Source organism: Lonsdalea populi (genome assembly GCF_015999465.1).
Lineage (GTDB): Bacteria > Pseudomonadota > Gammaproteobacteria > Enterobacterales > Enterobacteriaceae > Lonsdalea > Lonsdalea populi.
This window is the reverse complement of record NZ_CP065534.1, coordinates 2,427,066-2,452,904: the sequence shown is the minus strand read 5'-3', so window position 1 is coordinate 2,452,904 and position 25,839 is coordinate 2,427,066. Positions and strand designations below refer to the sequence as shown.

The window sequence follows — 25,839 nt, the reverse complement described above, 5'->3', positions numbered from 1 at the left end:
TCTCCCTGCGTTGAAAGATCAATAGCGGGACGCGCCCGCCGGGCTATTGTACCAGCGTTGCGGCGCGTCATGGGGGACGCGTCATGCCGGAAACGGCCGCGCCCGGCCCGGACGCGGCCCGCCGGCCGTTTAGCGGCGTCGCCGATGAATCAGCAGATAGCAGGCCGGAATGACCAGCATGGACAGCAGCGGCGCGGTCACCATGCCGCCTATCATCGGCGCGGCGATGCGCTGCATAACCTCCGAACCGGTTCCGCTGTGCCACATGACCGGCAGCAGCCCGGCCATGATGGTCGCCACCGTCATGGCCTTAGGTCTGACCCGCAGCACCGCGCCTTCATGTATCGCCGCCAGCAGGTCGGTTTCCGTCAGCGCCTGATTCGCGCCGCCGCGTTTCTCAATGGCGTGATTGAGATACAGCACCATAATCACGCCGAATTCGGCGGCGACGCCCGCCAGCGCGATAAACCCGACGGCGACGGCGACGGACAGATGATAGCCCAGCAGGGACAGCAGCCATACGCCGCCGATCAGCGACAGCGGCAGGGTGCCCATGATCAGCAGGGCGTCCTTGATGCGATGGAAGGTGAGATAGAGCAGGATGAAAATGATCGCCAGCGTAAAAGGCAACACGATTTTCAGCCGTTCAGCGGCGCGTTCCAGGTACTCGAACTGACCCGACCAACTGAGCGAGACGCCTTCCGGCAACCGCACCTCGCGCGCCACCGTCTCCTGCATGTCGAGCACGACGGACTTCAGGTCGCGCCCGTGGATATCGACGTAAATCCACTCCGACAGGCGGGCGTTTTCGCTTTTTAGCATCGGCGGCCCATCCGTGATGCGGATATCCGCCAGCTCGGACAATGTCACCTGCCCGCCGCCGGCGGTGAGGACCGGCAGCGCCTTCAGCTTCTCCACGGAGTCGCGGATTTCACGCGGGTAGCGAAGATTGATGGGATAGCGCGCACGGCCCTCGATGGTCTCGGCGATGGTTTCCCCGCCGACGAGGGCGGACACCAGCGACTGTAGCACCCGCACCGAGACGCCGTAGCGAGCGGCTTTCGCCCGGTCGATATCGATATTCACATAGCGGCCGCCGGTCAGTTGTTCCGCCAGCGCCGACGTCACGCCCGGCACGTTGCGCACCGCGCGTTCGATCTGCGCCGCCGCCTGCGCTATCTGCGCGATGCTGCTGCCGTTGACCTTGATGCCGACCGGACTTTTGATGCCCGTCGCCAGCATATCCAGCCGGTTGCGTATCGGCGGCACCCAGATGTTGGCGATGCCCGGCACGTTGACGACCCGGTCCAGTTCGTTCACCAGTTTGTCCTGCGTCATGCCGGGACGCCACTGGTCGCGCGGCTTGAAGCGGATAACGGTCTCCAGCATGGTCAGCGGCGCGGGGTCGGTCGCCGTGTCCGCCCGTCCGGCTTTGCCGAACACGGTATCGACCTCGGGCACCGTTTCGATCAGGCGATCGGTCTGCTGTAACAGACGGCTGGCCTCGCTGACGGAAATTCCCGGCAGCGTCGACGGCATATACAGCAGGTCGCCTTCATCCAACGCGGGCATGAATTCGCTGCCCATGCGCGACAGCGGATACAGCGTGGCCAGGATCGCCAGCGCCGCCGCGCACAGCGTCGTTTTCGGCCGCTTCAGTACGGCCGTCAGCAGCGGCGTATAGGCGCGGATCAGCCAGCGGTTTAGCGGGTTGGCCCGTTCGTCCGGGATGTTGCCGCGAATAAAATAGCCCATCAGCACCGGCACCAGCGTAATGCCGAGACCCGCCGCCGCCGCCATCGCATAGGTTTTGGTGAACGCCAGCGGAGCGAACATCTTTCCCTCCTGCGCCTGCAGCGAGAACACCGGGATAAATGACAGCGTGATGATCAGCAGGCTGCAGAACAGCGCCGGCCCCATCTCCACGGCGGCTTTTTCGGTGATGCGCCAGTAGTCGGTCGAGGAGGGGGTTTGCGACGGATGATCGCGCCGCCATTGTTCCAGCGTCTTGTGCATGTTCTCCACCATAACGATGGAGGCGTCGACCATCGCGCCGATCGCAATAGCAATCCCGCCGAGGGACATGATGTTGGCGTTCACGCCCTGATAGCGCATCACGATAAACGCCCCGAGAATACCGAGCGGCAGCGTGATCAGCGCCACCAGCGCGGAGCGGAAGTGAAACAGGAACAGCACGCACACCGCCGCCACCACCACAAACTCTTCCGCCAGCTTGCCGCTCAGCGTTTTGATGGCGTGCTCGATCAACGGCGAACGATCGTAGACGGGCACGATCTCCACGCCCGACGGCAGGCTCTTGCGCACTTCCGCCAGCCGCGCTTTGACCGCATGCAGCGTCTCCAGCGCGTTCCTGCCGGAACGCATGATGATGATGCCGCCCGCCACTTCGCCTTCGCCGTTTAGCTCGGCGACGCCGCGCCGCATCTCCGGCCCCCGGCGCAGGTCGGCGACGTCCGACAGCCGCACCGGTACGCCGTCGCGCGCGGTGATGACGATATTCTTGAAATCATCCAGGTTCCTCAGGTAGCCGGAGGCGCGCACCATATATTCGGCTTCGCCCATCTCCAGCACCCCGCCGCCGCTTTCCTGATTGGCGTCTTGCACCGCGCTGACGACGGCCTCGTGCGTCACGTTCAGCGCCCGCATCCGCGCCGGATCGAGGACTATCTGATACTGCCGCGTCATCCCGCCGACGCTCGCCACTTCGGCGACGTTGGGGACGGTTTTCAGCTCGAATTTGAGGAACCAGTCCTGCAAGGCGCGCAGGTCGCCCAGGCTATGGCGGCCGCTGCGGTCGATGAGCGCGTACTCATAGATCCAGCCGAGGCCGGTCGCGTCCGGTCCCAGCGAGACGCGGGCCTGCGGCGGCAGGGCGGACTGGGTCTGACTGAGCGACTCCAGCACCCGCGAACGCGCCCAGTAGGGATCGGTGCCGTCCTCGAACAGCACGTAGACGTAGGCGTCTCCGAACATGGAGAAGCCGCGTACCGTCCTGGCGCCGGGCACCGACAGCAGGGTGGTGGTCAGCGGCCAGGTGACCTGATCTTCCACCACCTGCGGCGCTTTGCCGGGATAGCTCGCCTTGACGATGACCTGCACGTCGGACAGGTCGGGCAACGCGTCCAGCGGGATTTTCTGTACGGACCAGAGCCCTCCCGCAGCCAACATCACCGCAGCGAGCAGAACCAGCAGCCGGTTGCGCAGCGACCAGCGAATCACATAGGCGATCATGGGCGTTCCTCATGGCCCGCCGGGGCCAGTTCCGATGAGTCCATCGGTTCGACGGCGACGAGGCGCGCCCCGTCATCGTCGAGCGTGAAGGTAAAGCGGACCTTTTGGCCCGGAAGCAGTGCGACGCGCAGCGCCGCCGGGACGCGAAAATCCATCGTCATGGCGCCCCATTTCAGTTCGGGGACCGGGCCGTGAGACAGGGTGACGCCGTCGTCCGTCAGCGCCTCGACGACGCCCTCCGCGCGCCAGGCGGCCGCCTGCGGCTGCGCCGGGTCCGTCATCTGCGGGAGAACCTGTTTCAGGCTGGCCTCGGAGTCGATGAGGAACTGGCCGGAGGTGACGACCTGCTGGCCTTCGCTCAGGCCCTGTCTGATCTCGACCCAGCCGTCGCCCGATACGCCGGCGGCGACCTCCACGGGACGAAAGTAGCCGCCGCCCTCGGAGACGATGACGCGGCTGCGGCTGCCGGTGGCGATCAGCGCTTCTTGCGGAATGGCGAGAACCGGCGGCGGGGCGGCGGGCGGTTCGATATTCACCGTCAGGTACATGCCGGGTTTGAGAAGCCGCTCGGGATTATCGACCTCCACCCGAGCTTTCAGGGTGCGGGTGGACGCCGCCACGTCGGGCAGCAGGGCGCTGACCGTGCCCGTGAACTCGCGGCCCGGCCACCCGGCGGCGGCGGCGCCGACGCGGCTGCCCACGGCGAGCGCGCCGGCCTCGCGTTCGGGATAGTCGACGATGATCCACACCCGATCGAGTTTCGTCAGATCGAACAGCGTCTGCGTGGCGCTCACCGATGAGCCTGCGCGGATCGCCTGCGGCGTCGCGTATCCGTCGTGCGGCGCGCGCAGCGTGATGCGGGTCTGCGGCTCGCCGCTGCGATCGACGTCGCGGATAACCGCTTCCGGGATGAGTTTCAGCCGCAGGCGCTGCCGCGCCGCGGCGGTCAGCGCGGGATCGCCCAGCCGGCGGACGGCCAGATACTCCTGCTGTGCCGCCGTCCACCCAGGGATCCATAGCTGCGCCAGCGGGGAGCCCTCAGTGACGAACTGCTGAGGCGCGCTGACATACAGTTTCTCAATCAGGCCGTCTCCCCGCGCCGGAATGGCGATGATGTCGCGCGCGTCCGCGGCGACCGTGCCGTAGGCGGTGAGCGGCGCGCTCAGCGACCTGCGCGTGACCGGCGCGGTTCTGACGCCGAGATTCTGCTGCTGACGCGAGCTGATGCGCACGCCGTCCTCCTCCTCCGCCTCGTTCGCATAGCGGGGGACCAGATCCATATCCATGAACGGCGATTTTCCCGGCCGGTCGAAGCGTTGGCCGGGGTTCATCGGGTCGTACCAATACAGCACTTTGGTTTCCGTTTTATTGCCGTCGGACGCCGCCGCCGCGGGAGCAGGGGCCGGCGACGGCGAGAGGCGGCCGACCAGGAAGCCGACCGCGAGGGAGACGACGACGACGGCCGCGATCAGCAGCCGCGTTAAGGGAGTCTGTGTCATTTTCATTGTGTGATGTCCTGCGGGATCTGATAGCGCAGCGCCGCCCAGCGGGACGCCAGCGTTTTCTCGGCGCTGAGCCGATCGATTTCTCCGTTGAGCTGCGCGCGGCGGGCTTCCAGTACTTCCGCCAGCGAAGCGCCGCCGGCGCGGAACTGAGCATCCATGAGTCGCACTCTGCCGCTCAGAAGCGGCAACACTTCGCCGGTCTGACGCTCGAAAATGGATTTCGCCGCGCGATATTGGGAAAACAGCGTGGCGATCTGCGCCCGCTGCGCCCGTTTTTGCAGCTGTAGCTGGTCGTTGGCCTCATAAGCGCGGGAGATATCGGCCGCGTGCGCTTTGTCCTGACGCTGAGAGGTGAACAGCGGCAGATCGACGGTGAGCATCACGCCGCCCATGTTTTCCAGACCGTCGGCGCGCTTGGCGAAATAGACCTCCACCCCGACGTCGGACCGCGCGGCCACGGCGGACTCGGCGGATTTGGCGCCGGCGACCTCCGCCTCCCGCGCGGCCTGAACGACCGCCGGGTGCAGACCGACGTTCTCCAGCAGCACGTTTTCATCCACCGGCGCGCGATCGATGGGCGGAAACGCGCCGGTCGCGGAAGCGATATCCGCGCCGGTGAGCTGCCGGAGTCTGGCGCGCGCCGCGTCGATATCGCTGCGGGCGTTGTCGCGCCGGCTTCGCATCTCGCTGAGCGTCAGACGGACGTCCAGCACGCCGGCGGCGGTCGCTTCGCCGGCCCCGACGCCGGCCGTCTGTGCGGGGAGTTGGCGCTCGGTCTGCGCTATCGCGCGATCCACCGCCGCCAGCGTGCGTTCCGCCAGCGCCAGTTCGAACCACGCCTGCGCGGTATCCTGCTGCAGCGAGGCGCGGATGACGCCTTTCGCGGCGGCGACCTGTGCGGCTTCGGCGCGGATCGTCTGCGCTTTGCGCTCGCGTTTATCGTGACTGACGTAGTCCTGCATGACGCCGACGCGCTGCATGGTCATGTCGGAGCGGGTGAAGCGGTGGGCGTTGCCGCCGCTCACGGGCAGGTTCTCTATGCCGATTTTCAGCTTCGGGTCAGGCAGTTGCATGGCGGCGTCGGCCATATTGCTCAACGCGCTGACCTGATGCTGGTTGGCGGAGAGTTCGGCGGAATAGCGCTCAGCCGCCGCCAGCGCCTGTTCCAGCGTGGCGGCGTCGGTCGTCCCGATACCGAGCGCCAGCAGCAGGGCGATCCCCGCTGCGGATAACGTTTGGGTAAACATGGCGGCCTCGGACGGTTAGCGTGCGGTCGCTGAAATCAGGCGGTATCCATTGCGGTACGGCCGGAACGAAAAGGAGATCGTCTGGCCCGCGCTGAACTTCTTGCCCTGATACTGGCTGAGATCGAATCGCATGGTCATCGCCGGCCAATTCAGCGCCGGAACGGCCTGATGCGCGATGGAGACGGTGGTCTCGGACCAAGCGCGGACCGTGCCCGTGGTGTGATAAATCTTGTCGGCGGTGGGGGCGTCGGACGCGGCGGGCGTCGACGGGGCAGCGTGTCTGGCGGGCGTCGCTTGATCGTGGACGTCGGCGGAAAACACGGAAAAGGACAGCGTCGCCGCGGCGACGGCGAGTACGGCAAGAAAACGTGACATAACAATTCTCCAGAATAAAAACGGGTATTGGCCTGATATCAGGACCTGAGCATCGGTTTTATCTGGATTTATTCTCTGAATCGGCAGAAGACGATTTCGCTGGGCGGGCCGGTATCGGGCGGCGTGTCCCAGGCGCGCTCGGCGACCGTCGGCTCGCGCGGGGCGGGCGGGAGGCGTATGCCTGCATCGGCGGCCAGGGCAGCCGCATGGAGCGAATGATCGGGAGCGTGGGCGCTGTCGGGAACGCAGTGTTTGTCGCACAGGGCGCTGCTGACGACCGAGGTGTGAACCGGCGCTTTCGCCGTCATCGGGTGAGCGTGTTCCATCGCGGGCGCGGAGGGCATGACCGGCTCGCACGAGTGCGACGCCAGCGCAAGCTGCGCATTTAGCAATAGCCAGCACGCCACGGCGGCGAACGCCTGGAGGCGTCGTCTGCGTTTGAAGATATGGCTGATGATGGCGTGCATGGCTGTCAACATTCGCTCGTCTGTAACCGGGGGCGCTTAAAGCAAACCACAAAAGCGCGGAGCAGGGAAGCGCTTAATGGCGGAATAAAAACCTTTACAATTAACAAGATGAAAACAATGTCGCTGCTTTTCGACAACAGTTCGGTCCCTCGCGTCAGGCGGACGGCGGATCGATGGGGGCCGGTCGTCTTGCCGAGGGCGCGCGATTGCCGGCGCCGGGGCGTCGCGGGGAAGCGGGGAAGGGGGCGTTGCGAGGAAGCGGGCATCGCTGCGGGGAAAGGGACACAGCCGCGCAGCGGACGGGACCGTATTTCGTCTTTCCCCCCCGGCTAGACTATGGTTTATTTGTCATCCATCGCAGACGCTCGGGCGGGCAGGCGCTTCCGGCCGGCGGCGCTTTGTACCGCGCGCCGTGACCGACGGGCTCGCCGTTTCCACTACAAGGACCCCTGTTTCATGAAAAAGATCGGATTTCTGTCGTTCGGCCACTGGACGCCTTCGTCTCAGTCGGCGACCCGTTCCGCGGCGGACGCGCTGCTGCAGTCCATCGATCTTGCCGTCGCAGCGGAAGATCTGGGCGCGGACGGCGCGTATTTTCGGGTGCATCACTTCGCCCGTCAGCTCAGCTCTCCGTTCCCGCTGCTGGCCGCCGTCGGCGCCCAAACCCGGCGTATCGAGATCGGCACCGGCGTCATCGACATGCGCTATGAAAACCCGCTTTATATGGCCGAAGACGCCGGCGCGGCGGATCTGATCTCCGGGGGGCGTCTCCAGCTCGGGATCAGCCGTGGCTCGCCGGAGCAAGTCATCGACGGCTGGCGCTTTTTCGGCTACCAGCCCGTGGAGGGCGAAACCGAAGCGGACATGGCGCGGCGTCACACCGAGGTGCTGCTGGAGGCGCTGCGCGGAGAAGGGTTCGCCGAGCCGCACCCGCAGCCGATGTTTCCCAATCCGCCGGGTCTACTGCGCCTTGAACCTTTTTCGGAAGGATTGCGCGAGCGCATCTGGTGGGGCGCCGGCTCGAACGCGACGGCGGTCTGGGCGGCCGGGCTCGGCATGAACCTGCAGAGTTCCACGCTGAAGGACGATGAAACCGGGGAGCCGTTTCACATTCAGCAGGCCAAACAGATACGGGCCTACCGCGAAGCGTGGAAAGCCGCCGGGCACGCGCGGGAACCCCGAGTGTCGGTCAGCCGCAGCATCTTTGCGCTGGTGGATGAGCGTGACCGCGCCTACTTCGGCGGCAGCGGGCAGAGCGACGATCAGGTCGGTTTCCTCGATGAGAAAACTCAGGCGATTTTCGGCCGCAGCTACGCCGCCGAGCCGGACGTGCTCATCCAACAGCTCGCGCAGGATGAGGCGATCGCCGAAGCGGATACGCTGCTTTTGACCGTGCCGAATCAACTCGGCGTCGACTACAACGCGCATGTGATTGAGACGATACTAACGCAGATTGCGCCCGCTCTGGGCTGGCGCTGACCCTGCGTCTCCCCGGCGTCCCGGCGTTCCTCGTGGCGGCGGGACGTTCGCTTTGTTTCCGGCCTCAGCCCGTCCCGACTCCGCGACCGCAGTATGCGGCCGCCGTTCCCCCCAACGGCGTTCTCCTCCTTTCCTCCCCACGCGGCGCATCCGGCGCGATGCGCTTTGCGTGAGGCGGTCGGGGAGAGGGGAGGCAGGTCGCCGGCGCTCTGAATCGCCCCCTTCCTCTGGCTATCGAAACGCCGCTTCCCAGGGGCGCGACGGCATGACGTCGCGGGCGTGGCAGGGCAAGAGGCCGAATTAATGATTAGTGCTATCACCGGACATCCGCCCCCCGGCGGATGTTCGCCGTTCGAACGGTCAGGCGAATCCCCCATTGGCGCGGACGACCTGGGCGTTGATCCAACCGCCTTCCTCCCCGGCCAGAAACGAGACTACGCGGGCGATATCGTCCGAGCGTCCGAGCCGCTCCAGCGGCGCGCTTTTGCTCAGTTGGGCGACCTGCTCGTCGCTTTTTCCTTCCAGAAACAGTTCGGTCGCGACCGGACCGGGCGCAACCGCATTGACGGTGATCTCCCGGCCGAGCAACTCATTCGCCAGCACTTTGACCAACCCTTCGACCCCGGCTTTGGACGCGATGTACGGACCATATCCCGGAAAGGACTTGGCGATGACGCTCGTCGACAGGGCGATGATGCGCCCGCCGTCCGGCACCTGCCGAGCCGCCTCGCCGAGCACCAAAAACGCGCCGCGCAGATTGACCTGCATGATGTCGTCGAAGACGCAGAGATGATCCGGGGACACGGGTGCCAGAGACATGACGCCAGCTCTGTGGACGACCACATGCGGAGCGCCGAAGGCCTCGGCCGAGGCGCTAAAGAGACGTTCGACGTCTTCGGGCCGGGAAACGTCGCCCTGTACCGCCAGGGCTTCGCGTCCCGACCGCCGGATGGCGTCGACCACCTCCCGCGCTTTGGCCGCATTTCCTGAATAATTCACGACGATGTTGAAGCCGTCCTCGGAAAGCCGCAGGGCTATCTCACGCCCGATACCGCGGGACGCGCCGGTGACGAGGGCCGTCTTGCCTATTTGAGCGGGATTGTGGCTCATATCGATGCTCCTTATACCGGTTCAATGAAGGTGTGGTGGAAAAGCGGCGTGCGAATGTTTACGCCGGAGGCGTTTGCCGGTCACGCTCCCTGCCGGGACCGCTCCGAACGGCCGCATGACGCCGTCCAGCGCGTTTCACCGAGCATGGCGGGTTTGGCGCGAAATCGAAAGGGCTTAGGCCAGGATGAGTATAACCCGTGAGACTCGCCGTAATTTTACCGTTCCGGCGCAGGGGGTGGCCGCCGGCGACGCTTGAGAGGAAATCATGAACGAACGGTCGCTTTTTCTCATCCGCTGTTTTTCGCGTCGGCGGCGTCGACGCGCTTCGCTTGCGCCCGATCCGGCCGCTTCTGAAAAACGCGTGCGTCGGAGATGGAACGGGGTAAGCGGCCAAAGCGCGCTTCCCGTCTAACCTGTTCAGGTCCAATAACGCCTGCCGCTATAAAGCCTCATTGTGGTGCGAGACAAGAAACAGCCGCACCACGATCGTGACGTCATCGTTGTGATTGCGTCGTCGCACCGTGCCGCTTTTCCCGACTGGATATGAATAAAACGCGGTTATTCAGTACGTTAATTAAAAAACCACTCTTAAAGTATGGTTTTGGAATGTCCTTTGCTTGATGTTTGGCACAACCGTTTCTTTTGACGTTTACATAGAGAACAGTTGTGCCGGAACGGCGCGCGCTGCGCCGACAAATGTTAGGCATCGGGCCGACAGGGGACAGGATGAATAATGCATTACCCGCGCCGGGAGAACACGCCACGATCTTATTGGAGTTGCAAACCGCTATCCGCCTGATTTACGGCGTGTTGTCTCCGGCGGAGAAGAAGCTGGTGGACGTCATTATGGATCATCAACATCACCTGGCGAGCTTTAGCGCCACTGAGTTGGCGCAGTTGGCCGGCGTGTCGAAATCCACCGCCGCGCGGGTATTCCGGCGTCTGGGCTTTCAGGATTTCAATCAGTTCCGCAGGCAATGCCGCGAGATGGAACCGATGGGCTATTCGCCGCTCAGCAATCTGGAACAACGCATGCCGCACCCGATGACGATCCGTGAACGGCTCGACGCCCACATCGCGCGCGAGCGCGAAAACTTGGCGGGAATGCGGCGCGACAGCATGCCGGAAGAGCTGGCGCGGGCGGTGCGATTGATGTGCCAAGCGCGGCGCGTCTGGGTGCTGGGGTTCCGCAACAGCTACGCTCCCGCGTTCTACGCCCAGTCGCTGTTTTCCAATGTGCTGAGCGATGTGCAACTGGTGAACGATCCCGCCGCCAGATTCGCCGATGTGCTGACGGATATCCGTAAAACGGACGTGCTGTTCGTCGTGGATTTCCCGCGCCAGGTCCAACTGCTGGTTCATTTAGTCAGGGTGGCGAAGCAAGGCCAGGCCCGCATCGTCGTCCTCAGCAATACGCTGGTTTCCGACGTCTGCGCGTTGGCGGATGTGGTTATCCCCTGCGCCGCCAGACATGGCGATATTTTCGACGCTTACACCACCGCCGTCAGCATGGTCAATTTCATCGGCAATGAGCTGGCGGCCGGCTGCGCCGGCAAGGCCAGCCGCCGGATGAAGCGTATGGAGGAGATTCATCGGCAGATGGGCGATCTGTATCAGCTTGAGCCGCGCTCGGGGGCGGACTCGAAAAACCCGCGTTAGTTATGTAACGCATTGATTTTACATCTTAAGGACATTCATGATGTTGACATCCATTTTGGCAAAATCACGCATGCGGGGCTGCTCGGCGCTACTGTGTCTGTCCGTCGCGGCCTCATCGGCTTATGCGGCCGATCCGGTCAAAGTGAAATTCTCGCTCGACTGGCGTTTTGAAGGCCCTTCGGCCCCGTTTTTAATGGCCAAGGCCAAAGGCTATTTCAGTCAGGAAGGGCTGGACGTACAGATAGACTCGGGCAACGGCTCGGCCGGCGCGGTAACCCGGGTGGCGACCGGGGCCTACGATATGGCCTTTGCCGATATCAATGCGCTGATCGAACAGGAGTCCCGGCATCCCGGCACCGGGGTGAAGGGCGTTTACATGCTGTATAACGCCACTCCGGCCGCGATTTTCGCGCTGAAAAGCAGCGGCATGACCACGCCGGCCGACCTGAAAGACAAAACCCTCGCCGCCCCGGTCTTCGACGCCGCGCGCAAATCCTGGCCGGTCTTTGCGCAAAAAACGGGGCTGGATAAGGATGCGGTCACCTGGCAATCCGCGGACCCGACCGTGACGGCCAACCTGCTGGTGCGGAAAAACGTCGATGCCATCGCCGGATTCTCTTTCACCAACCTGCTGAATCTGGAAGCGCGCGGCGTCAAAGCGGACGACCTGGTCGTCTTCCCCTACGCCGACTATGGCGTCGACCTCTACGGCAACACGCTTATCGCCAGCAAAGCGATGCTGGAAAATCACCCCGACGCCGTCAAGGCCTTCCTGCGCGCGTTCAATAAAGCGGTACAGGAAACGCTGGCCGATCCCGCGAGCGCCGCCCGTTACGTCAAAGAACAGGATCCGCTGGTCGACCTGTCGTTGGAAACGCGTCGTCTGCAACTGGCGTTTGGACAACGCGTGGTGACGCCGGAAACCCGGCGAAACGGCCTGGGCGATGTGGAGACGCAGCGTTTCAGCCGGTCCATCGGCGAGGTGATCTCTGCCTTTGGGTTAACCGAAACCCCAGAGGCAGAAGCGGTGTTTACGCGGGCGCTGCTACCGGAACGGGCCGCGCGCTCCGTGCGGTGATCCAGCGAGGCGGCCTGATTTCAAGGGGAAAATGAGATGAGTTTCGTCAAATTCGAGAATGTCAGCCTGGCTTACAACCCCGGCGAACCGCCGGCCATCGAAGCGATCGACTTCAGCATTCATGAAAATGAGTTCGTGGCGCTGGTCGGCCCTTCCGGGTGCGGCAAGTCGACGTTTATGAAGTTGACCTCGGGGCTGATTTCGCCCAGCGAGGGATACGTTTTCGTCGACCGGCGCGAAGTCGCGGGGCCGCAGAAATGCGTCGGCATGGCGTTCCAGTCTTCCAACCTGTTGCCGTGGCGCACCACGCTGGAAAACGTCATGTTGCCGATGGAAATCGTCGAGCCCTACCGCTCAACGCGGCATAAGAAAAAGCGTGAATATGAAGCGCAGGCGCTCGCCTTGCTTAAACGCGTCGGGCTGGAGGGGTACGGCGACAAATTCCCGTGGGAGCTGTCCGGCGGTATGCAGCAACGCGCCTCCATTTGCCGCGCGCTGATCCACAAACCGCGTTTGCTGATGCTGGATGAACCGTTCGGCGCGCTGGACGCGTTTACCCGCGAAGAGCTGTGGTGCATGGTCCGCGATCTGTGGCAGGACGCGCCTTTCACGGTGGTGCTGGTCACTCACGACCTGCGCGAAGCGGTTTTTCTGGCGGATACCGTGTACGTCATGAGCGCGCGGCCGGGCCGGATTATCGCCCGCCGGAAGATCGATCTTCCGCGCCCGCGCGATCTTCGGGTGACCTACACCGAGGCGTTTTCCCGCTATGTGATCGAACTCCGCGAACACATCGCGTCCCAACATCAGGCATAACGGAGGAACTTATCGTGATACCGCGACAAACGTTAATCAGGATAGCCCCGTGGGCGTTGCTGCTGCTGATCGGCGGCGTTTGGCAGACGCTGGTTGTGGGGCTCAACGTCCCGAGCTACCTGTTTCCTTCCGTGGGCGATGTGTTCCGCTCGTTGATCGCCGACTGGCGTCCTATCGCCGCGCACTCGCTGCAAACGCTGTACACCACGGTGGCGGGATTCGTGCTGGCGGTGCTCTTCGGGCTGCTCGTGGGCGTGGCCGTCGGGGCCTCCACGCTGGTGTACAAATCCGTTTATCCGCTGCTGGTCGGGTTCAACTCGATTCCCAAGGTGGCTTTCGTTCCGGTTCTGGTGGTGTGGTTCGGCATCGGCACCGTACCGGCTATCGCCACCGCCTTTCTGATCTCGTTCTTTCCGGTGGTGGTCAACGTGGCCACCGGGCTGGCCACCGTGGAGCCGGAGATGGAGGACGTGCTGCGCTCGCTGGGCGCTTCCCGTCTCGACATCCTGAAAAAGGTCGGTCTGCCCCGATCGCTGCCTTATTTCTTTGCGTCGTTGAAGGTGGCGATCACGCTGGCGTTCGTCGGCTCGGTGATTTCAGAAACGGTGGCCTCGAATCTGGGAATCGGCTACCTGATGATGTCCGCCAGCGCCAACATGAATATGGCGCTGGTGTTCGCGGGACTGATGGTGATCGGCGCGATGGGGGTGGTGATGTATGAACTTTTCGCCTTGGTCGAAAGGCGGATGACGCATTGGGCGCATCGTTGATGCGGTTGACCGGAAAGAGAAGAAGGTGAGGCGATGACGAGCGATTTACAGATTAACGGCGAACGTCTGATGGCGTCGCTGTACGCGCTGGGCGGGATTGGCGCCTTGCCGCAGGGCGGCGTATGCCGGCTTGCGCTCAGCGATGAAGACAAACAAGGTCGCGACTGGGTCGTGGCGCGCATGCGGGCGTTGGGGCTGGATATCACGGTGGACGCCATCGGCAATACCGTGGGCGTCTACCCTGGGCTCGCCGATGCGCCGCCGGTGATGATGGGCTCGCATATCGATACGGTGGCGACGGGCGGACTGTATGACGGTAACTACGGCGTGCTGTCCGGACTGGAGGCGATCGCCACGTTGCAGGAGGCGGAGCTGCGTCTGCGTCGGCCCGTGGCGGTCGCGTTTTTCACCAACGAGGAGGGCGCGCGTTTTCAGCCCGACATGATGGGCAGCCTGGTGTATCAGGGAGGGCTGGCGCTGGAGACGGCGCTGGAGACGCGCGGCATCGACGGCGTCGCCGTGGGCGAGGCGCTGCGGCGCATCGGCTATGACGGCCCGGCGCCGGTAGGCGCAAACCGCGTCGACAGCTACTTCGAGCTGCACATCGAGCAAGGCCCGGTGTTGGATGAGGCGGGGCTCAGCATCGGCGTGGTCGAAGGCGTTCAGGGTATTTCCTGGACCGAATTCCGGCTGCAAGGCGTGTCCAATCACGCGGGCACCACGCCGATGCGTCTACGCCGGGACGCCGGCTACGTCGCGGCTCGCATCGGCGTGTTCGCCCGCGGGTTGGCGCAAGCGCTGGGGGGCGATCAGGTGGCGACGGTCGGGCATGCGGTGTTCAGCCCTAATCTGATCAACGTGATCCCCGAGACGGTGACGCTGACGGTGGATTTACGCAATACGGACGCCGAGGCGCTACGTCAGGCGGAACAGCGCCTGTGGGCTTTCGCCGAACAGGCGGCGGACGAAGAAGGGATAACGCTGCGGCGACAATCGCTGGCCCGTTTCGAACCGACGCCGTTTGCGCCGGAGATGGTGGCGCTGATTGAGGCGCAGGCGCGTCGACGCGGTTTGCCGTTCCGCCGGATGCCGAGCGGCGCGGGGCATGATGCGCAAATTTTGGCGGCGATGTGCCCGGCCGGGATGATCTTCGTGCCCAGCGTGGCGGGATTAAGCCATAACGTTCAGGAGTTTACGGAACCGAAGGATCTGATTGCGGGAGCGAATATATTGCTGGGCGCAGTCGTCCAGCGCGCCGATCGCATCTGATACCGACTATGCATAAAGGAGAAAGTACCTATGGCGCGTTACGTCAATGTCGCTATCGGCCAGTTAGGGCCGGTGAATAAAAACGATTCTCGCGCCGCCGTCGTGGCACGGCTGATGACCCTGATGCGGGAGGCCCATCGACTGGGGGCGGATTTGATCGTCTACCCCGAGCTGGCGCTCACCACCTTCTTCCCGCGCTGGTATACCGAGGATGAAGCGCAGCTGGACGGCTGGTGCGAGGCCGCCATGCCGGGAAAAGAGACGCAGCCGCTGTTCGATCTGGCGAGGGAGTTACAGGTGGGATTTTGTCTGGGCTACGCCGAATTGAGCGTGGAGCAAGGGGAGAAACGGCGCTACAACACGGCGATCCTGGTGGATAAAAACGGCGCTATCGTCGGCAAATATCATAAGGTGCACCTGCCGGGGCACCGCGAACACGAGCCTTGGCGCGCGTTTCAGCATCTGGAGAAACGCTACTTCACGCCGGGCAGTGAATTTCCGGTATTCAACGCCTTCGGCGGTCTATTCGGCATGGCGATCTGCAACGACCGCCGCTGGTGCGAAACCTACCGCGTGATGGGGCTGCAGGGCGTGGAAATGGTGCTCATCGGCTACAACACGCCGGTGCACAACGCGCCGGCCCCGGCCCACGACGATCTGTCGCTGTTCCACAACCAGTTGTCTATGCAGGCCGGGGCGTATCAGAACGGGACCTGGGTCGTCGGCGTGGCGAAAGCGGGAACGGAAGAGGGCGTGGAGCACATCGGCGGCAGCTGCGTGATCGCGCCCTCCGGCGAAGTGGTCGCACGCTGCGTGACCAAAGGCGATGAAGTGGCGATGGCGCACTGCGATCTCGATTTCTGCCAGATCTACAAACGCACCACCTTCAATTTCGACCTGCACCGCCAGCCGCGCGCGTATGGTCCCATCACCGCGATCAAAGGCGAGACGTTGCTGGCCGACGGCAGTCCGCGTCGCCCAAGAGGTTGACCATGACAGAAGTGAAAAATAGGCCGGACAGACGGGTGATCGGCCGTGAAGCCCCGCGCGTCGACGGTCTGGGCAAGGTCAAAGGCAGCGCGGTGTACGGTGACGACATCGTCATGAAAGACATGTTGTACGGCGTGTGCCGCTACGCGGATATCGCCGCGGGACGGGTGGAGGCGGTCGACCTCGATGCGGCCTTAGCGGTGCCCGGCGTCGTGAAGATCGCCACCTGGCGGGATGTTCCCGGCGAGAGCCACATTGGGGTGGTCATGGCGGATTACCCCCCGCTGGTGAAGGACAATATCGCGTTCCGCGGCGATGTGATCGCCGCGATCGCCGCGGAAACCTATGAGGCGGCCTGTCTGGCGGCGGACAAGATCCGCGTGCGCTATACGCCGTATGCGCCCATTACCCGCGTGGAGGAGGCGCTGAAGCCGGACGCCCGGCCGATCCATCCCGGCAGCGCCGGCAACGTGATTAATCGCCACCATACGATCAAAGGCGATATCGAGGCGGGTTTTGCGGCCGCCAGCCACATCTTCGAGCGGGAATACGAGGTGGGGTATCAGGAACACGCCTACATCGAGCCGGAATCGATCATCGCCTGGATCGATGATAACGAACAAATCATGACGCTGTCCGGGTCGGTGCAGAACGCCCATCGCGTGCGCGGTTTCGTGGCGAAATACCTGGGCTTGCCGCAGTCGCGGGTGAACGTTAAACGCGCCGTCCTCGGCGGTTCCTTCGGCGGTAAAGACGACATTATCGACCATCTGGCGTGCCGCGCGGCGCTGTTGAGTCATTTGACGGGCCGACCGGTGAAGTTCACCTACAACCGCGAGCAATCGATGCGGGAGAGTTACAAGCGTCATCCCTACAAGATGAAATACAAAATCGGGTTGGATGACGAGGCGCGCATTCAGGCCATCAAGATCGACGTGCTGGCGGACGGCGGCAGCTATGCCGGGCAGACCCCCTTTGTGACCTGGCGCAGCGCCGTACAGGCGGCGGGACCCTACCGCATTCCCAACGTGCGGGTGGAGGTCACCGGCGTGTACACCAACAACAATTACACCTCGGCGTTTCGCGGCTTCGGCGCGCCGCAGGTCATTCTGGCCAACGAGTCGTTGATGGATGAAGTGGCGGCCGCGCTGGGGTTATCGCCGCTGGAGCTACGCCGGCGCAATATCCTGCAACAAGGGGATACCAGCATGGCGGGGCAGGTGTTCAGCGAACACACGGTTTCCGCCGGCGAGGTGCTGTCGAAAGCGGCGGACGACATCGATTTTAGTGAGAAACGCGAACGTTACCGGCGGTTGAACGCCGAGGGCGGGCCGATCAAATACGGCATCGGTCTGGCGCTGAGTCACCGGGGGTGTTCGCTGGGCGCGGAAGGGCTGGATGCCTCGTCCGCGCTGATACAGATCAATGCGGACGGCAGCGTCAATATTTCCACCGCCGTCTCGGAGAACGGACAGGGGCTACAAACGGTCATGTCGATGATAGCGGCGGAAGCCTTCGGCCTGCCGCTGTCGTGGATCATGTTTACCGATCCCGCCACCGCGATGATTGCCGACGGCGGCTCCACGGTCGCCTCGCGCGGCACGCTGATGGGCGGGCAGGCGGTGCTCAACGCGGCGGACAAGCTTAAACAGCGCATGGCGGCGGCCATCGGGGTATCGTTGGGCGCTTCGGGCGTCGATGAACTGATATGGCGCGACGGCAAGGTATTCAACCGCGCGGACCCGCGCCGCGGTATGGATTTCCGTCAGGCCGTCACGCTGACCAAGGCCGCCGGCGCCAATCTTTCCGCCTACGGCTGGCATGTGGCCCCTTCCATTCACTGGGACGAGGAGAAAGGCTGCGGCAGCCCTTATTTCACCTGGGTGTATGGGTGTCAGGCGGCGGAGGTGGCGGTCGATACCCGCACCGGCAAGATCACGCTGCTGGCTGTCACGGCGGTGCATGACGTGGGCGCGGTGATCAACCGCGTCGGTTTCGAGGGGCAGGTGTACGGCGGCGTAGTGCAAGGCATGATCGGCTACGGCATGCTGGAAGATCTCAATGTCGAAAACGGGGAGGTGAAGTCGGAAAATTTCGACACCTATCTCCTGCCGACGATCCGCGACATCCCTAACATCAACGTCATCGCGGTGGAAAACCCCGACAAGGCCGGCCCCTACGGCGCCAAGGTGATCGGCGAACCGGTGCTGGAACTGGGCGGCGCGGCGCTGAACAATGCGGTGAGTTTCGCGCTCGGCCGCTGGAATCGCACGCTGCCGCTGACGCTCGAACAGGTGCGTCTGGGCTATAACCTGAAAAAACCGGCGCGGCAGAGCGAAGTCCAGGGGCATGACGGGGCGCAAAAACAGGTGCTGCGGCTCAACACGTTGCAGGTCAGCCGACCGTCCAGCATGGGGCAGGCGTTGGCGCTGTTGGCGCAGGAGGGCGCGCAGGCGCTGGCAGGCGGCACCGACGTCCTGGTGCAGGCGCGGCAGAAAACGACGCCGGCGCGCCTGGTGGATATTTCCGGATTGCGCGAGCTGCGCGGCATAACCGAAGAGGGCGAGGGGGTCTCCATCGGCGCCGGCACCTGCTTTACAGACCTGACGTCGGACGCGCGTTTGATGCGTGATTACCCACTGCTGGTGACCGCCTGCCGCACGATCGGGTCGTTGCAGCTGCGCAACCGGGCCACGGTCGGGGGCAATATCGTCAATGCCGCGCCCTGTGCGGATTCCGTGCCGCCGCTTATGATCTATCGGGCGGAAGTGGAGCTCCGTTCCGCCGCAGCGAGCCGCCGAGTTCCGCTCGACGCTTTTATCACCGGCGGTTACCGCACCCAGCTGCGGGCCGGCGAATTGGTGACCCGCATTATTCTGCCGCCGCCCCCCACGGGCGAGCTGCGCCCGTCCTATCTCCAGCTCGGGCGGCGCGCGGCCGTCAATATCACCCGTCAAAGCCTGACGGCGCTGTTCCGGCTGGAAGCGGGCGGACATATCGAACTGTGCCGTCTGGTGGACGGCGCGGTGTTCGGCAAGCCTCAGCGGCTGACGGCGGTAGAGCAAGCGCTGGTGGGCCACGCGCCGACGCCGGCGGTGATTGATCGCGCGGCGGCGGCGCTGGAAACGATGATGACGCAGGCGATCGGCGGCCGGTGGTCAGCCCCTTACAAAATTCCGGTTTATCTCGATATGTTCCGGCAGGTGATGACGGAACTGGCGGCGCAGGAGTAACACATGATGGATGTAGAAATGAAAATCAACGGCGTTCGGGTGCGGGCCAGCGTTGACGATAATACTCGCCTGCTGGACTACCTGCGGGAAACGCGCCGTCTGACCGGCACGAAGGAAGGGTGTTCGGTCGGGGAGTGCGGCGCGTGCTCGGTGATGATGAACGGGCGCGCGGTCTGTTCGTGTCTGCTGCTGGTCGCCCAGTGCGACGGCGCAGACATCATGACGGTGGAAGCGCTGCATCACGACCCGGTGGGGGTGAAACTGCAACAGGCTTTTGTCCGCCACGGCGGCGTCCAGTGCGGTTTCTGCACGCCCGGCATGCTGATCAGCGCCAGGGCGCTGCTGGCCGCCAACCCGCAACCGAACGACGAAGAGATCCGCGAGGCGCTGGAAGGCAACCTGTGCCGTTGCACCGGTTATCAGCCGATCATCACCTCCATCAAAGCGGTATTGGCCCGGTGACCCTCGGCGCGGACGCGACGACGCCCAAGGTCTGCCTGATGCTGGCGGCGGGGCTTTCCAGCCGCATGGGGCAGTGGAAAATGATGCTGCCCTGGGGAGAAGGCACGGTGCTCGACGGCGCGCTGGGCGCGGCGCTCTCTTTCTGCGATCGCGTCGTGCTGGTGACCGGCTTTCGCGGCGCGGAGTTAAGCTGGCGCTATGGCGGCCATTCGCGCATTACCCTGCGGCACAATGAGGACTTCACGCAGGGGATGTTCTCTTCCATTCGCTGCGGCGCGGCGGCGTTGGACGACGGCTATTTCTTTCTCGCGTTGGGGGATATGCCCGCGGTCAGCGGCGAGGTCTACCGTGCGCTGTGGCGACGGCGCGACGGCGTCTGTCTGGTGCCGGAATACGCGCAGGGGAAAGGGCACCCGGTGCTGTTGCCGCCCGCCATGCGCGAGGCGGTGCTGGCGGCGGCGGACGACGCCTCGATGAAGGCGTTGATCGCGCGCCACGGGCAACGGCGGGTGCCGGTGGCGGACGGCGCGATTCATTGGGATATGGATACGCCGGAACAGTATCAGCGGCTGCTCCGGCGCCGCTAATCCCATCGGGCTAGCGAAGATCGCTCAGCCCGTACTTTTTGATTTTCCGATACAGGGTGGCCAGGCTGATCTCCAGCTCCTGCGCCAGCTGTTTTTTACCGATGCCGCGGCGCAACGCGTCCTCGATGCGCTGGTGCTCCCACTGCTTCAGGCTGGGAGCACCAGCGCGCGTCGCGGCGGCCGTGGGCGGCGTGGCCGCCGGCCCCGCTTGATGAAAATGGGGCGGCAGCAGCGTCGGGTCGATCACTTCGCCGTCGGGCACGATATTCACCAGATACTCCATCAGATTACTCAATTCGCGCACATTGCCCGGCCAGCGATAATGCCTCAGCAGCGCCATGACCTCCCGGCTGACGCCGGGGTAGGTGCTGCCGATACGCAGGGTGTGCAGATTGAGAAAATGGTGCGCCAGCAGCTCAATGTCTTCCGTACGTTCCCGCAACGGGGGGATCTCGATCGGGATCACCTTCAGGCGGTAGTAGAGATCTTCACGGAACGCGCCGTCTGCGATCGCCCGCGCTAAATCCTGATGCGTGGCGGAGACAATGCGGATATCGACGGCCACCGGCTTGGCGGCGCCCAGCGGCATGACCTCGCGCGTTTCCAGCACCCGCAGTAGTTTGGCCTGCAATGTCAGCGGCATATCGCCGATTTCATCGAGAAACAGCGTGCCGCCGTGAGCGGACTGAATCAGCCCGGCCTTGCCGTTGGGAGCCGCGCCGGTAAACGCGCCTTTGACGTAGCCGAACAGTTCGCTTTCCAGCAGATGTTCCGGGATCGCCGCACAGTTGATGGCGACGAAAGGCCGCGCGCCGCGCCGCCCCAGCTGGTGGATCGCCCGCGCCAGCATCTCTTTGCCGCTGCCGCTTTCCCCGGTGATCATGATGCTGGACGGGCTGTCGGCAAAACGCGCGATGCGCTGCTTCAGCGTCTGGATGGCCGGCGCATGGCCGATAAATGGACCGATGCGGGGTTCGCTGTCCGCGGCATCGATCGGCGCGGGGCGTTCGGACTGATGAAAGGCGAAGAGAAACAGCTGCAAGGCGTTGCCGCGATGGTGCTGTCCGATCACCACTTCCTGCCGGTTTGCGAAGGCGACCACATGCTGGGCATTGCCGTTGGCGAAGTCTTTACTCGCGACCAGCGGCCGAATGGCGATCGGACCTTGGGCCAGCGTCTCCCGACGGGCATTGAGCAGCGTCAGCGCGTTCTGGTTGGCGAAGGTCATCATGCCGTGCTCGTCCAGCGCCAGAATGCCCTGATCCATGCTGTTGATCAGCGTGGTGAACAACGCGTCCATATCGTGGCGCGCCGCGGGGCTTTTCGTCAGGTTGGCCATCAGCAGCGAGGAAACATGGCGGACGTAATCTGAAAATACGTCGATGTTTTCCTGTAATCGCCGCTGCTGTTCCGGGGTGATTGCCGCGAGGCTGATCACCCCGAGACAGACGCCTTCATGCATTACCGGCAGGCCGAGAAAGGCCAGCTCGCCGCAGCGGCCGAATTCCCCGCAGCGCCGGCAAACGGGGTCGTGCCGCGAATGAATGACCACCTTCTCTTTCTTGTGATCCACGACGTATTGCAGCAGGTGTCTGTGCTCCGGCGGGTGGCCGATGCGGGAACGATACGGGCCGCTCCCCGCTACGCGCAGCAAGCGGTTATCGACGATTTCGACTTCCAGCCCCAGGACCTGGCTGAGCATCTGCGTGAAATGCGTGATCGTGGGCTGAAGGTTCATCAGTGACAGGGCTTGGCTCGTCATGGGTACGCTCTTGTGGTGAATGAATTCGAGTCTTGCCGGAAAGGCGGATGCCGCACGGCGTTTCTCATTTTGAGAATACGCCTTCTTTTTTCACCTATCGTGATACGGCGCAAAAACATCCGTCTATGCGGAATATTTCCCGGAACGACGGCGTGAGCGCTCACGCCGTGCGGCGCGATATCTCGACGTTTCCGGTTTTCGATTATTCGGCATCGCGGCGGGCGCCGCAACGACAAACTGGCACGGATATTGAACCTGTTGAGATGAATAATGCCATCAACATCATCAGGATACCGATTATGTCTACGTTTTCACTACGAATGCGCATCGCCGATAACGCTCACTTTACTCCACGGGGAGCGGCGCTGTTCGGCCGGGAACAGGCGGAGCAGGCGCGGGCCTTTCACCGGCGGATGCCGGGCTACGCCCCGACGCCGTTGTACTCGCTGGAGGCTTTTGCCGCCGCGCTCGGCGTAGGGCGGGTATGGGTGAAAGACGAGTCTCAGCGCTTCGGCCTGAATGCGTTCAAAATCCTCGGCGGCGCGTACGCCATCGCCCGCTGCGTCTGCGAAAAATATCACCTCGCGCTGGCGGATTTCTCGTTTGAACAAGGCCGGGCGGCCTTGCCGGAACGCCTCACCTTCGCCACGACGACGGACGGCAATCACGGCCGCGGAGTGGCCTGGGCGGCCAACGCGCTGGGGCAGCGCGCGGTGGTGTATATGCCGAAGGGGGCGTCAGCCGAACGCGTGGCCCATATCACTCGCCTGGGAGCTGAGTGTATCGTCACCGACATGAATTACGACGACACCGTGCGGCTGACCCTGCACACCGCGCAGGAGAACGGGTGGGAGGTGGTGCAGGACACCGCCTGGTCGGGTTACGAAAAGATCCCCGCCTGGATTATGCAGGGCTACGGGACGCTGGCGGTCGAAACGGTCGAGCAGATCGCCGAGCGCGAGTGGCCTGCGCCGACGCACGTCTTTCTACAGGCCGGCGTGGGGGCGATGGCGGCGGGCGTTCTGGATCATCTGGTCGACCGTTACGGCGCCGAGTCGCTGCATACGGCGATCGTGGAGCCGGAGCGCGCCGACTGCCTGTTTCGTTCCGCACAACAAGGCGAAATCGTCGCCCTGGGCGGCGCGATGGACACCATGATGGCGGGGCTGGCCTGCGGCGAGCCGAATCCGTTGGGTTGGCCGCGGCTGCGCGATTGCGCCCGTCAGTTTATCTCCTGTGAAGACCGGGTGACGGCGCTGGGGATGCGGGTTTTAGGCAATCCGCTCGGGCGCGACCCCCGCATCGTTTCCGGCGAGTCCGGGGCCGTCGGCATGGGCGTGCTGGCGGCGATATTGCACAGTCCCCAGCGTCAGGCGCTGATGGACCGGCTACGGCTGGACGCCTCGTCCTGCGTATTGGCGATCAGCTCCGAAGGCGATACGGACCGTCAACACTATCGGGAAGTGGTGTGGGAAGGCCTTCCGGCAATGCGTTAATTCTCCCTCGGCGGCAACAGGAGAGTCTTATGCCACGGTTACTCAAGGGCGGTACGCTGATCGACCATCAGGGACGATATCAGGAAGATCTATTGATCGACCAGGGGCGCATCGCGCAGCGCGGTCCCGATATCGCCGTCACGCCGGAGACGGACGTGATCGACGTCGCGGGCTGTCAGGTGATGCCGGGCGGCGTTGATGCGCATACCCATTTCAACATCGATGTCGGTATCGGGCGCAGCTGCGACGATTTTTATGCCGGCACCCGCGCGGCGGCATGCGGCGGCACGACCACGATTATCGATCACATGGGGTTCGGCCCGCCGGGCTGTCGCCTGCATGACCCGCTGGCGAGCTACCATGCCTACGCGAAAGGTCAGGCGGTGATCGACTACAGCTTCCACGGCGTGGTTCAGCACGTAGACGACGCGATTTTGGATGAAATGGCCTCGATGGTGGAACAGGAGGGGATCAGCAGCTTTAAACTCTACCTAACCTATCAGTATAAGCTGGACGACACGGCGATACTGCGGGCGTTGCAGCGGCTGCGTCAGGTGGAGGCGCTCGCCACGGTACACCCCGAGAACGATGCGGCGATCCGCCTGCGCCGCGATGCGTTGCTGCAACAGGGGAAAACCGCGCCCATTTATCATGCCTTGAGCCGTCCTGTCGCCTGTGAGGCGGAGGCGATCGCGCGCATGATCAATCTGGCGGCGCTGGCGGACTGCGCGCCGCTCTATATCGTCCACCTCTCCAATGGGCTGGGTCTGGATTACCTGCGGCTGGCCCAACGTCGTAATCAGCCGGTGTGGGCCGAAACCTGTCCGCAGTATCTGCTGTTGGACGACCGCCGCTATCTGGAGCCCGATGGGCTGAAGTATATCCTCAGCCCGCCTTTGCGCGGGCCGGAGGAGCAGGCGGCGCTGTGGCAAGGGGTGGCGGACGGCGGCATAGCGACGCTGGCGACCGATCACTGCCATTTTTCCCTGAGCCAACGCCGGGCGCTTTCCGGCGGGGATTTCAGCCGTTGTCCCAACGGGCTGCCGGGGGTGGAAAATCGTCTGGCGCTGCTGTACTCCAGCGGCGTGGCGACCGGGCGTATCAGCGCTGAGCGGTTTGTCGCGCTGACCAGCGCCCGCCCGGCGCAGCTCTTCGGCCTGTGGCCGCGCAAGGGCAGCCTGCTGCCCGGCGCGGATGCCGATCTGGTGGTGTTCGATCCCCAACGCCGCGTCACGCTGCGCCATGACGACATGCATGATAACGGCGACTACTCCCCCTACGAGGGCATGACATGCCGCGGTTGGCCGGTCATGACCCTGAGCCGGGGAACGATCGTCTGGCGGGACGGCGTTTTCTCAGGACGCGCAGGGCATGGGCGCTTTCTGCGCCGCCGGCCGTTCCGCGCGCCGGCCGCCGACGCGCTAGGGTGACACCACCGTCAGCGTGGTCGATTGAAGCGAGGCCGCGCTGGCGCCGTTTTTCACCTGCAATAGCTCCGCCAGCACGCTGATGGCGATCTCCGCCGGCGTTTCCGCGCCGATATCCAGCCCGATGGGCGAGCGCAGCGCCGCCAGATCGGCGGCGTCAACGCCGTCTTTTTTCAGCTCGGCGCGGAAGGTTTGCAGCTTGCGCCGGCTGGCCAACAGCCCCAGATAACGGACCGGCTTGCCGATGGTCTGCGTCAGCGCCTCTTTATCCTGATGATTGGTGGCGATCACCACATAGCAGTGTCCGTCCAACGTCAACTGCCGGAGACCGGCGGTAAAACTGTCGGCGCATAATTTGCGGCTGTCGGCGGGGAGATCGGGATGCTCCAGATTCTCCCGCCAGGTATCCACCAGCGTGATCTCGAAGTCCAGCGGCTCGGCGGCTGCGGCGATGGCCCGGTTTACGTGACCGGCGCCGATCAGAATCAGCTGCGGGCGGCGCGGCTGGACCGCGATATGCACCTTTATCGTCCCGCCGCAGTCCGAGCCGACCGCCCCGTCGCCCTGACGCGCCATGCGACCGCTGAACAGGCGGGATTCTCCCTGCGCCAGCGCCTCTTTCGCTTCTTCCAGCACCCGCCGTTCCATCATCCCTCCGCCGATGGTGCCGAAGCGGTTGCCGTCCTCATCGACCAGCATGCTGGCGCTGTGGCGGGGCGTCGATCCACGGCATTCCACGATGTGGATGAAGGCGAAAGCCCGGTTGTTTTTTTCCAATTCCGCTGCGTGAGCAAATAGCCTCATTCCGTACCTCGCGTGTGTCATGGGGGTGATCCGACGATGCAAATTTTGTGC

Annotated in this window: 20 protein-coding genes; 12 read left to right on the top strand and 8 right to left on the bottom strand. The window is 63.9% G+C overall.

The features are described from left to right. Positions 1–129 precede the first annotated feature (129 nt). From I6N93_RS10795 to I6N93_RS10775, 5 genes are all read right to left on the bottom strand, one after another. Positions 130–3,252 carry an efflux RND transporter permease subunit gene (locus tag I6N93_RS10795; RefSeq protein ID WP_085684990.1) on the bottom strand — a complete coding sequence of 1,041 codons (3,123 nt, stop codon included), beginning with the start codon at positions 3,250–3,252 and terminating at the stop codon, positions 130–132. Then, positions 3,249–4,757 carry an efflux RND transporter periplasmic adaptor subunit gene (locus I6N93_RS10790; RefSeq protein ID WP_094107096.1) on the bottom strand — a complete coding sequence of 503 codons (1,509 nt, stop codon included), beginning with the start codon at positions 4,755–4,757 and terminating at the stop codon, positions 3,249–3,251. The genes I6N93_RS10795 and I6N93_RS10790 overlap by 4 nt, the downstream gene beginning before the upstream one ends. Continuing rightward, the gene (locus tag I6N93_RS10785; protein WP_085689795.1) at positions 4,754–6,004 is read right to left on the bottom strand and encodes a TolC family protein; all 1,251 of its coding nucleotides are present in this window, start codon (positions 6,002–6,004) and stop codon (positions 4,754–4,756) included. The genes I6N93_RS10790 and I6N93_RS10785 overlap by 4 nt, the downstream gene beginning before the upstream one ends. Positions 6,005–6,019: 15 nt before the next feature. Continuing rightward, positions 6,020–6,379 (bottom strand): copper-binding protein, encoded by a 360-nt coding sequence (locus tag I6N93_RS10780; RefSeq protein ID WP_085689797.1) that lies wholly within the window; start codon positions 6,377–6,379, stop codon positions 6,020–6,022. A gap of 68 nt (positions 6,380–6,447) precedes the next feature. After that, the gene (locus tag I6N93_RS10775) at positions 6,448–6,846 is read right to left on the bottom strand and encodes a hypothetical protein (RefSeq protein ID WP_112092133.1); all 399 of its coding nucleotides are present in this window, start codon (positions 6,844–6,846) and stop codon (positions 6,448–6,450) included. A gap of 456 nt (positions 6,847–7,302) precedes the next feature. Between I6N93_RS10775 and I6N93_RS10770 the strand changes: the two genes are divergently transcribed. Then, positions 7,303–8,325: an LLM class flavin-dependent oxidoreductase gene (locus I6N93_RS10770; RefSeq protein WP_085689801.1), complete on the top strand. Its 1,023-nt coding sequence runs from the start codon at positions 7,303–7,305 to the stop codon at positions 8,323–8,325. A gap of 360 nt (positions 8,326–8,685) precedes the next feature. On the opposite strand, the gene I6N93_RS10765 is transcribed toward I6N93_RS10770, so the two are convergent. Next, a complete protein-coding gene (locus tag I6N93_RS10765) occupies positions 8,686–9,435 on the bottom strand; it encodes an SDR family oxidoreductase (RefSeq protein ID WP_085689803.1) in 750 nt (249 codons plus the stop codon). A 726-nt stretch (positions 9,436–10,161) separates the two neighbouring features. On the opposite strand from I6N93_RS10765, the gene I6N93_RS10760 reads away from it, so the two are divergent. Genes I6N93_RS10760 through I6N93_RS10720 form a run of 9 tightly spaced genes read left to right on the top strand, consistent with a single transcriptional unit; the run spans position 10,162 to position 20,299 of the window. Next, complete coding sequence (locus tag I6N93_RS10760; RefSeq protein ID WP_176222571.1) at positions 10,162–11,094, top strand: MurR/RpiR family transcriptional regulator; 933 nt, start codon at positions 10,162–10,164, stop codon at positions 11,092–11,094. Positions 11,095–11,131: 37 nt separating this feature from the next. Beyond that, positions 11,132–12,172 carry an ABC transporter substrate-binding protein gene (locus I6N93_RS10755; RefSeq protein WP_232100006.1) on the top strand — a complete coding sequence of 347 codons (1,041 nt, stop codon included), beginning with the start codon at positions 11,132–11,134 and terminating at the stop codon, positions 12,170–12,172. Positions 12,173–12,208: 36 nt separating this feature from the next. Then, positions 12,209–12,988 (top strand): ABC transporter ATP-binding protein, encoded by a 780-nt coding sequence (locus I6N93_RS10750; protein WP_085689809.1) that lies wholly within the window; start codon positions 12,209–12,211, stop codon positions 12,986–12,988. Between the two features lie 14 nt (positions 12,989–13,002). Then, the gene (locus tag I6N93_RS10745) at positions 13,003–13,758 is read left to right on the top strand and encodes an ABC transporter permease (RefSeq protein ID WP_085689811.1); all 756 of its coding nucleotides are present in this window, start codon (positions 13,003–13,005) and stop codon (positions 13,756–13,758) included. A 33-nt stretch (positions 13,759–13,791) separates the two neighbouring features. Further along, positions 13,792–15,027, top strand: a complete 1,236-nt coding sequence (locus I6N93_RS10740) for a Zn-dependent hydrolase (protein ID WP_085689813.1) — start codon at positions 13,792–13,794, stop codon at positions 15,025–15,027. Between the two features lie 30 nt (positions 15,028–15,057). Next, positions 15,058–16,017, top strand: a complete 960-nt coding sequence (locus tag I6N93_RS10735) for an N-carbamoyl-D-amino-acid hydrolase (RefSeq protein ID WP_085689815.1) — start codon at positions 15,058–15,060, stop codon at positions 16,015–16,017. 2 nt (positions 16,018–16,019) lie between these two features. Continuing rightward, on the top strand, positions 16,020–19,250 hold the full coding sequence (locus I6N93_RS10730) for a molybdopterin cofactor-binding domain-containing protein (RefSeq protein ID WP_085689817.1): 3,231 nt from the start codon (positions 16,020–16,022) through the stop codon (positions 19,248–19,250). Positions 19,251–19,253: 3 nt separating this feature from the next. After that, positions 19,254–19,712 (top strand): (2Fe-2S)-binding protein, encoded by a 459-nt coding sequence (locus tag I6N93_RS10725; protein ID WP_085689819.1) that lies wholly within the window; start codon positions 19,254–19,256, stop codon positions 19,710–19,712. Continuing rightward, on the top strand, positions 19,652–20,299 hold the full coding sequence (locus I6N93_RS10720; RefSeq protein ID WP_232100005.1) for an NTP transferase domain-containing protein: 648 nt from the start codon (positions 19,652–19,654) through the stop codon (positions 20,297–20,299). The genes I6N93_RS10725 and I6N93_RS10720 overlap by 61 nt, the downstream gene beginning before the upstream one ends. A 10-nt stretch (positions 20,300–20,309) precedes the next feature. Here the strand turns inward: I6N93_RS10720 and I6N93_RS10715 are convergent, their stop codons facing one another. Then, positions 20,310–22,061 (bottom strand): sigma-54 interaction domain-containing protein, encoded by a 1,752-nt coding sequence (locus I6N93_RS10715; RefSeq protein WP_085689821.1) that lies wholly within the window; start codon positions 22,059–22,061, stop codon positions 20,310–20,312. Positions 22,062–22,360: 299 nt separating this feature from the next. Here I6N93_RS10715 and dpaL point away from each other — a divergent pair, with 299 nt between their 5' ends. Then, complete coding sequence (gene dpaL / locus I6N93_RS10710) at positions 22,361–23,557, top strand: diaminopropionate ammonia-lyase (RefSeq protein ID WP_085689838.1); 1,197 nt, start codon at positions 22,361–22,363, stop codon at positions 23,555–23,557. 29 nt (positions 23,558–23,586) lie between these two features. Next, positions 23,587–24,987, top strand: a complete 1,401-nt coding sequence (hydA, locus tag I6N93_RS10705; protein WP_085689823.1) for a dihydropyrimidinase — start codon at positions 23,587–23,589, stop codon at positions 24,985–24,987. On the opposite strand, the gene I6N93_RS10700 is transcribed toward hydA, so the two are convergent. Further along, complete coding sequence (locus tag I6N93_RS10700) at positions 24,979–25,788, bottom strand: XdhC family protein (protein WP_085689840.1); 810 nt, start codon at positions 25,786–25,788, stop codon at positions 24,979–24,981. The two genes, hydA and I6N93_RS10700, sit on opposite strands and share 9 nt — an antisense overlap. Between the last annotated feature and the right edge of the window lie 51 nt (positions 25,789–25,839).

Coding starts and splice junctions, on each gene's coding strand:
- I6N93_RS10795 (WP_085684990.1), bottom strand. CDS start 3,252: ATGATCGCCTATGTGATTCGCTGGTCGCTGCGCAACCGGCTGCTGGTT.
- I6N93_RS10790 (WP_094107096.1), bottom strand. CDS start 4,757: ATGAAAATGACACAGACTCCCTTAACGCGGCTGCTGATCGCGGCCGTC.
- I6N93_RS10785 (WP_085689795.1), bottom strand. CDS start 6,004: ATGTTTACCCAAACGTTATCCGCAGCGGGGATCGCCCTGCTGCTGGCG.
- I6N93_RS10780 (WP_085689797.1), bottom strand. CDS start 6,379: ATGTCACGTTTTCTTGCCGTACTCGCCGTCGCCGCGGCGACGCTGTCC.
- I6N93_RS10775 (WP_112092133.1), bottom strand. CDS start 6,846: ATGCACGCCATCATCAGCCATATCTTCAAACGCAGACGACGCCTCCAG.
- I6N93_RS10770 (WP_085689801.1), top strand. CDS start 7,303: ATGAAAAAGATCGGATTTCTGTCGTTCGGCCACTGGACGCCTTCGTCT.
- I6N93_RS10765 (WP_085689803.1), bottom strand. CDS start 9,435: ATGAGCCACAATCCCGCTCAAATAGGCAAGACGGCCCTCGTCACCGGC.
- I6N93_RS10760 (WP_176222571.1), top strand. CDS start 10,162: ATGAATAATGCATTACCCGCGCCGGGAGAACACGCCACGATCTTATTG.
- I6N93_RS10755 (WP_232100006.1), top strand. CDS start 11,132: ATGATGTTGACATCCATTTTGGCAAAATCACGCATGCGGGGCTGCTCG.
- I6N93_RS10750 (WP_085689809.1), top strand. CDS start 12,209: ATGAGTTTCGTCAAATTCGAGAATGTCAGCCTGGCTTACAACCCCGGC.
- I6N93_RS10740 (WP_085689813.1), top strand. CDS start 13,792: ATGACGAGCGATTTACAGATTAACGGCGAACGTCTGATGGCGTCGCTG.
- I6N93_RS10735 (WP_085689815.1), top strand. CDS start 15,058: ATGGCGCGTTACGTCAATGTCGCTATCGGCCAGTTAGGGCCGGTGAAT.
- I6N93_RS10730 (WP_085689817.1), top strand. CDS start 16,020: ATGACAGAAGTGAAAAATAGGCCGGACAGACGGGTGATCGGCCGTGAA.
- I6N93_RS10725 (WP_085689819.1), top strand. CDS start 19,254: ATGATGGATGTAGAAATGAAAATCAACGGCGTTCGGGTGCGGGCCAGC.
- I6N93_RS10715 (WP_085689821.1), bottom strand. CDS start 22,061: ATGACGAGCCAAGCCCTGTCACTGATGAACCTTCAGCCCACGATCACG.
- dpaL (WP_085689838.1), top strand. CDS start 22,361: ATGTCTACGTTTTCACTACGAATGCGCATCGCCGATAACGCTCACTTT.
- hydA (WP_085689823.1), top strand. CDS start 23,587: ATGCCACGGTTACTCAAGGGCGGTACGCTGATCGACCATCAGGGACGA.
- I6N93_RS10700 (WP_085689840.1), bottom strand. CDS start 25,788: ATGAGGCTATTTGCTCACGCAGCGGAATTGGAAAAAAACAACCGGGCT.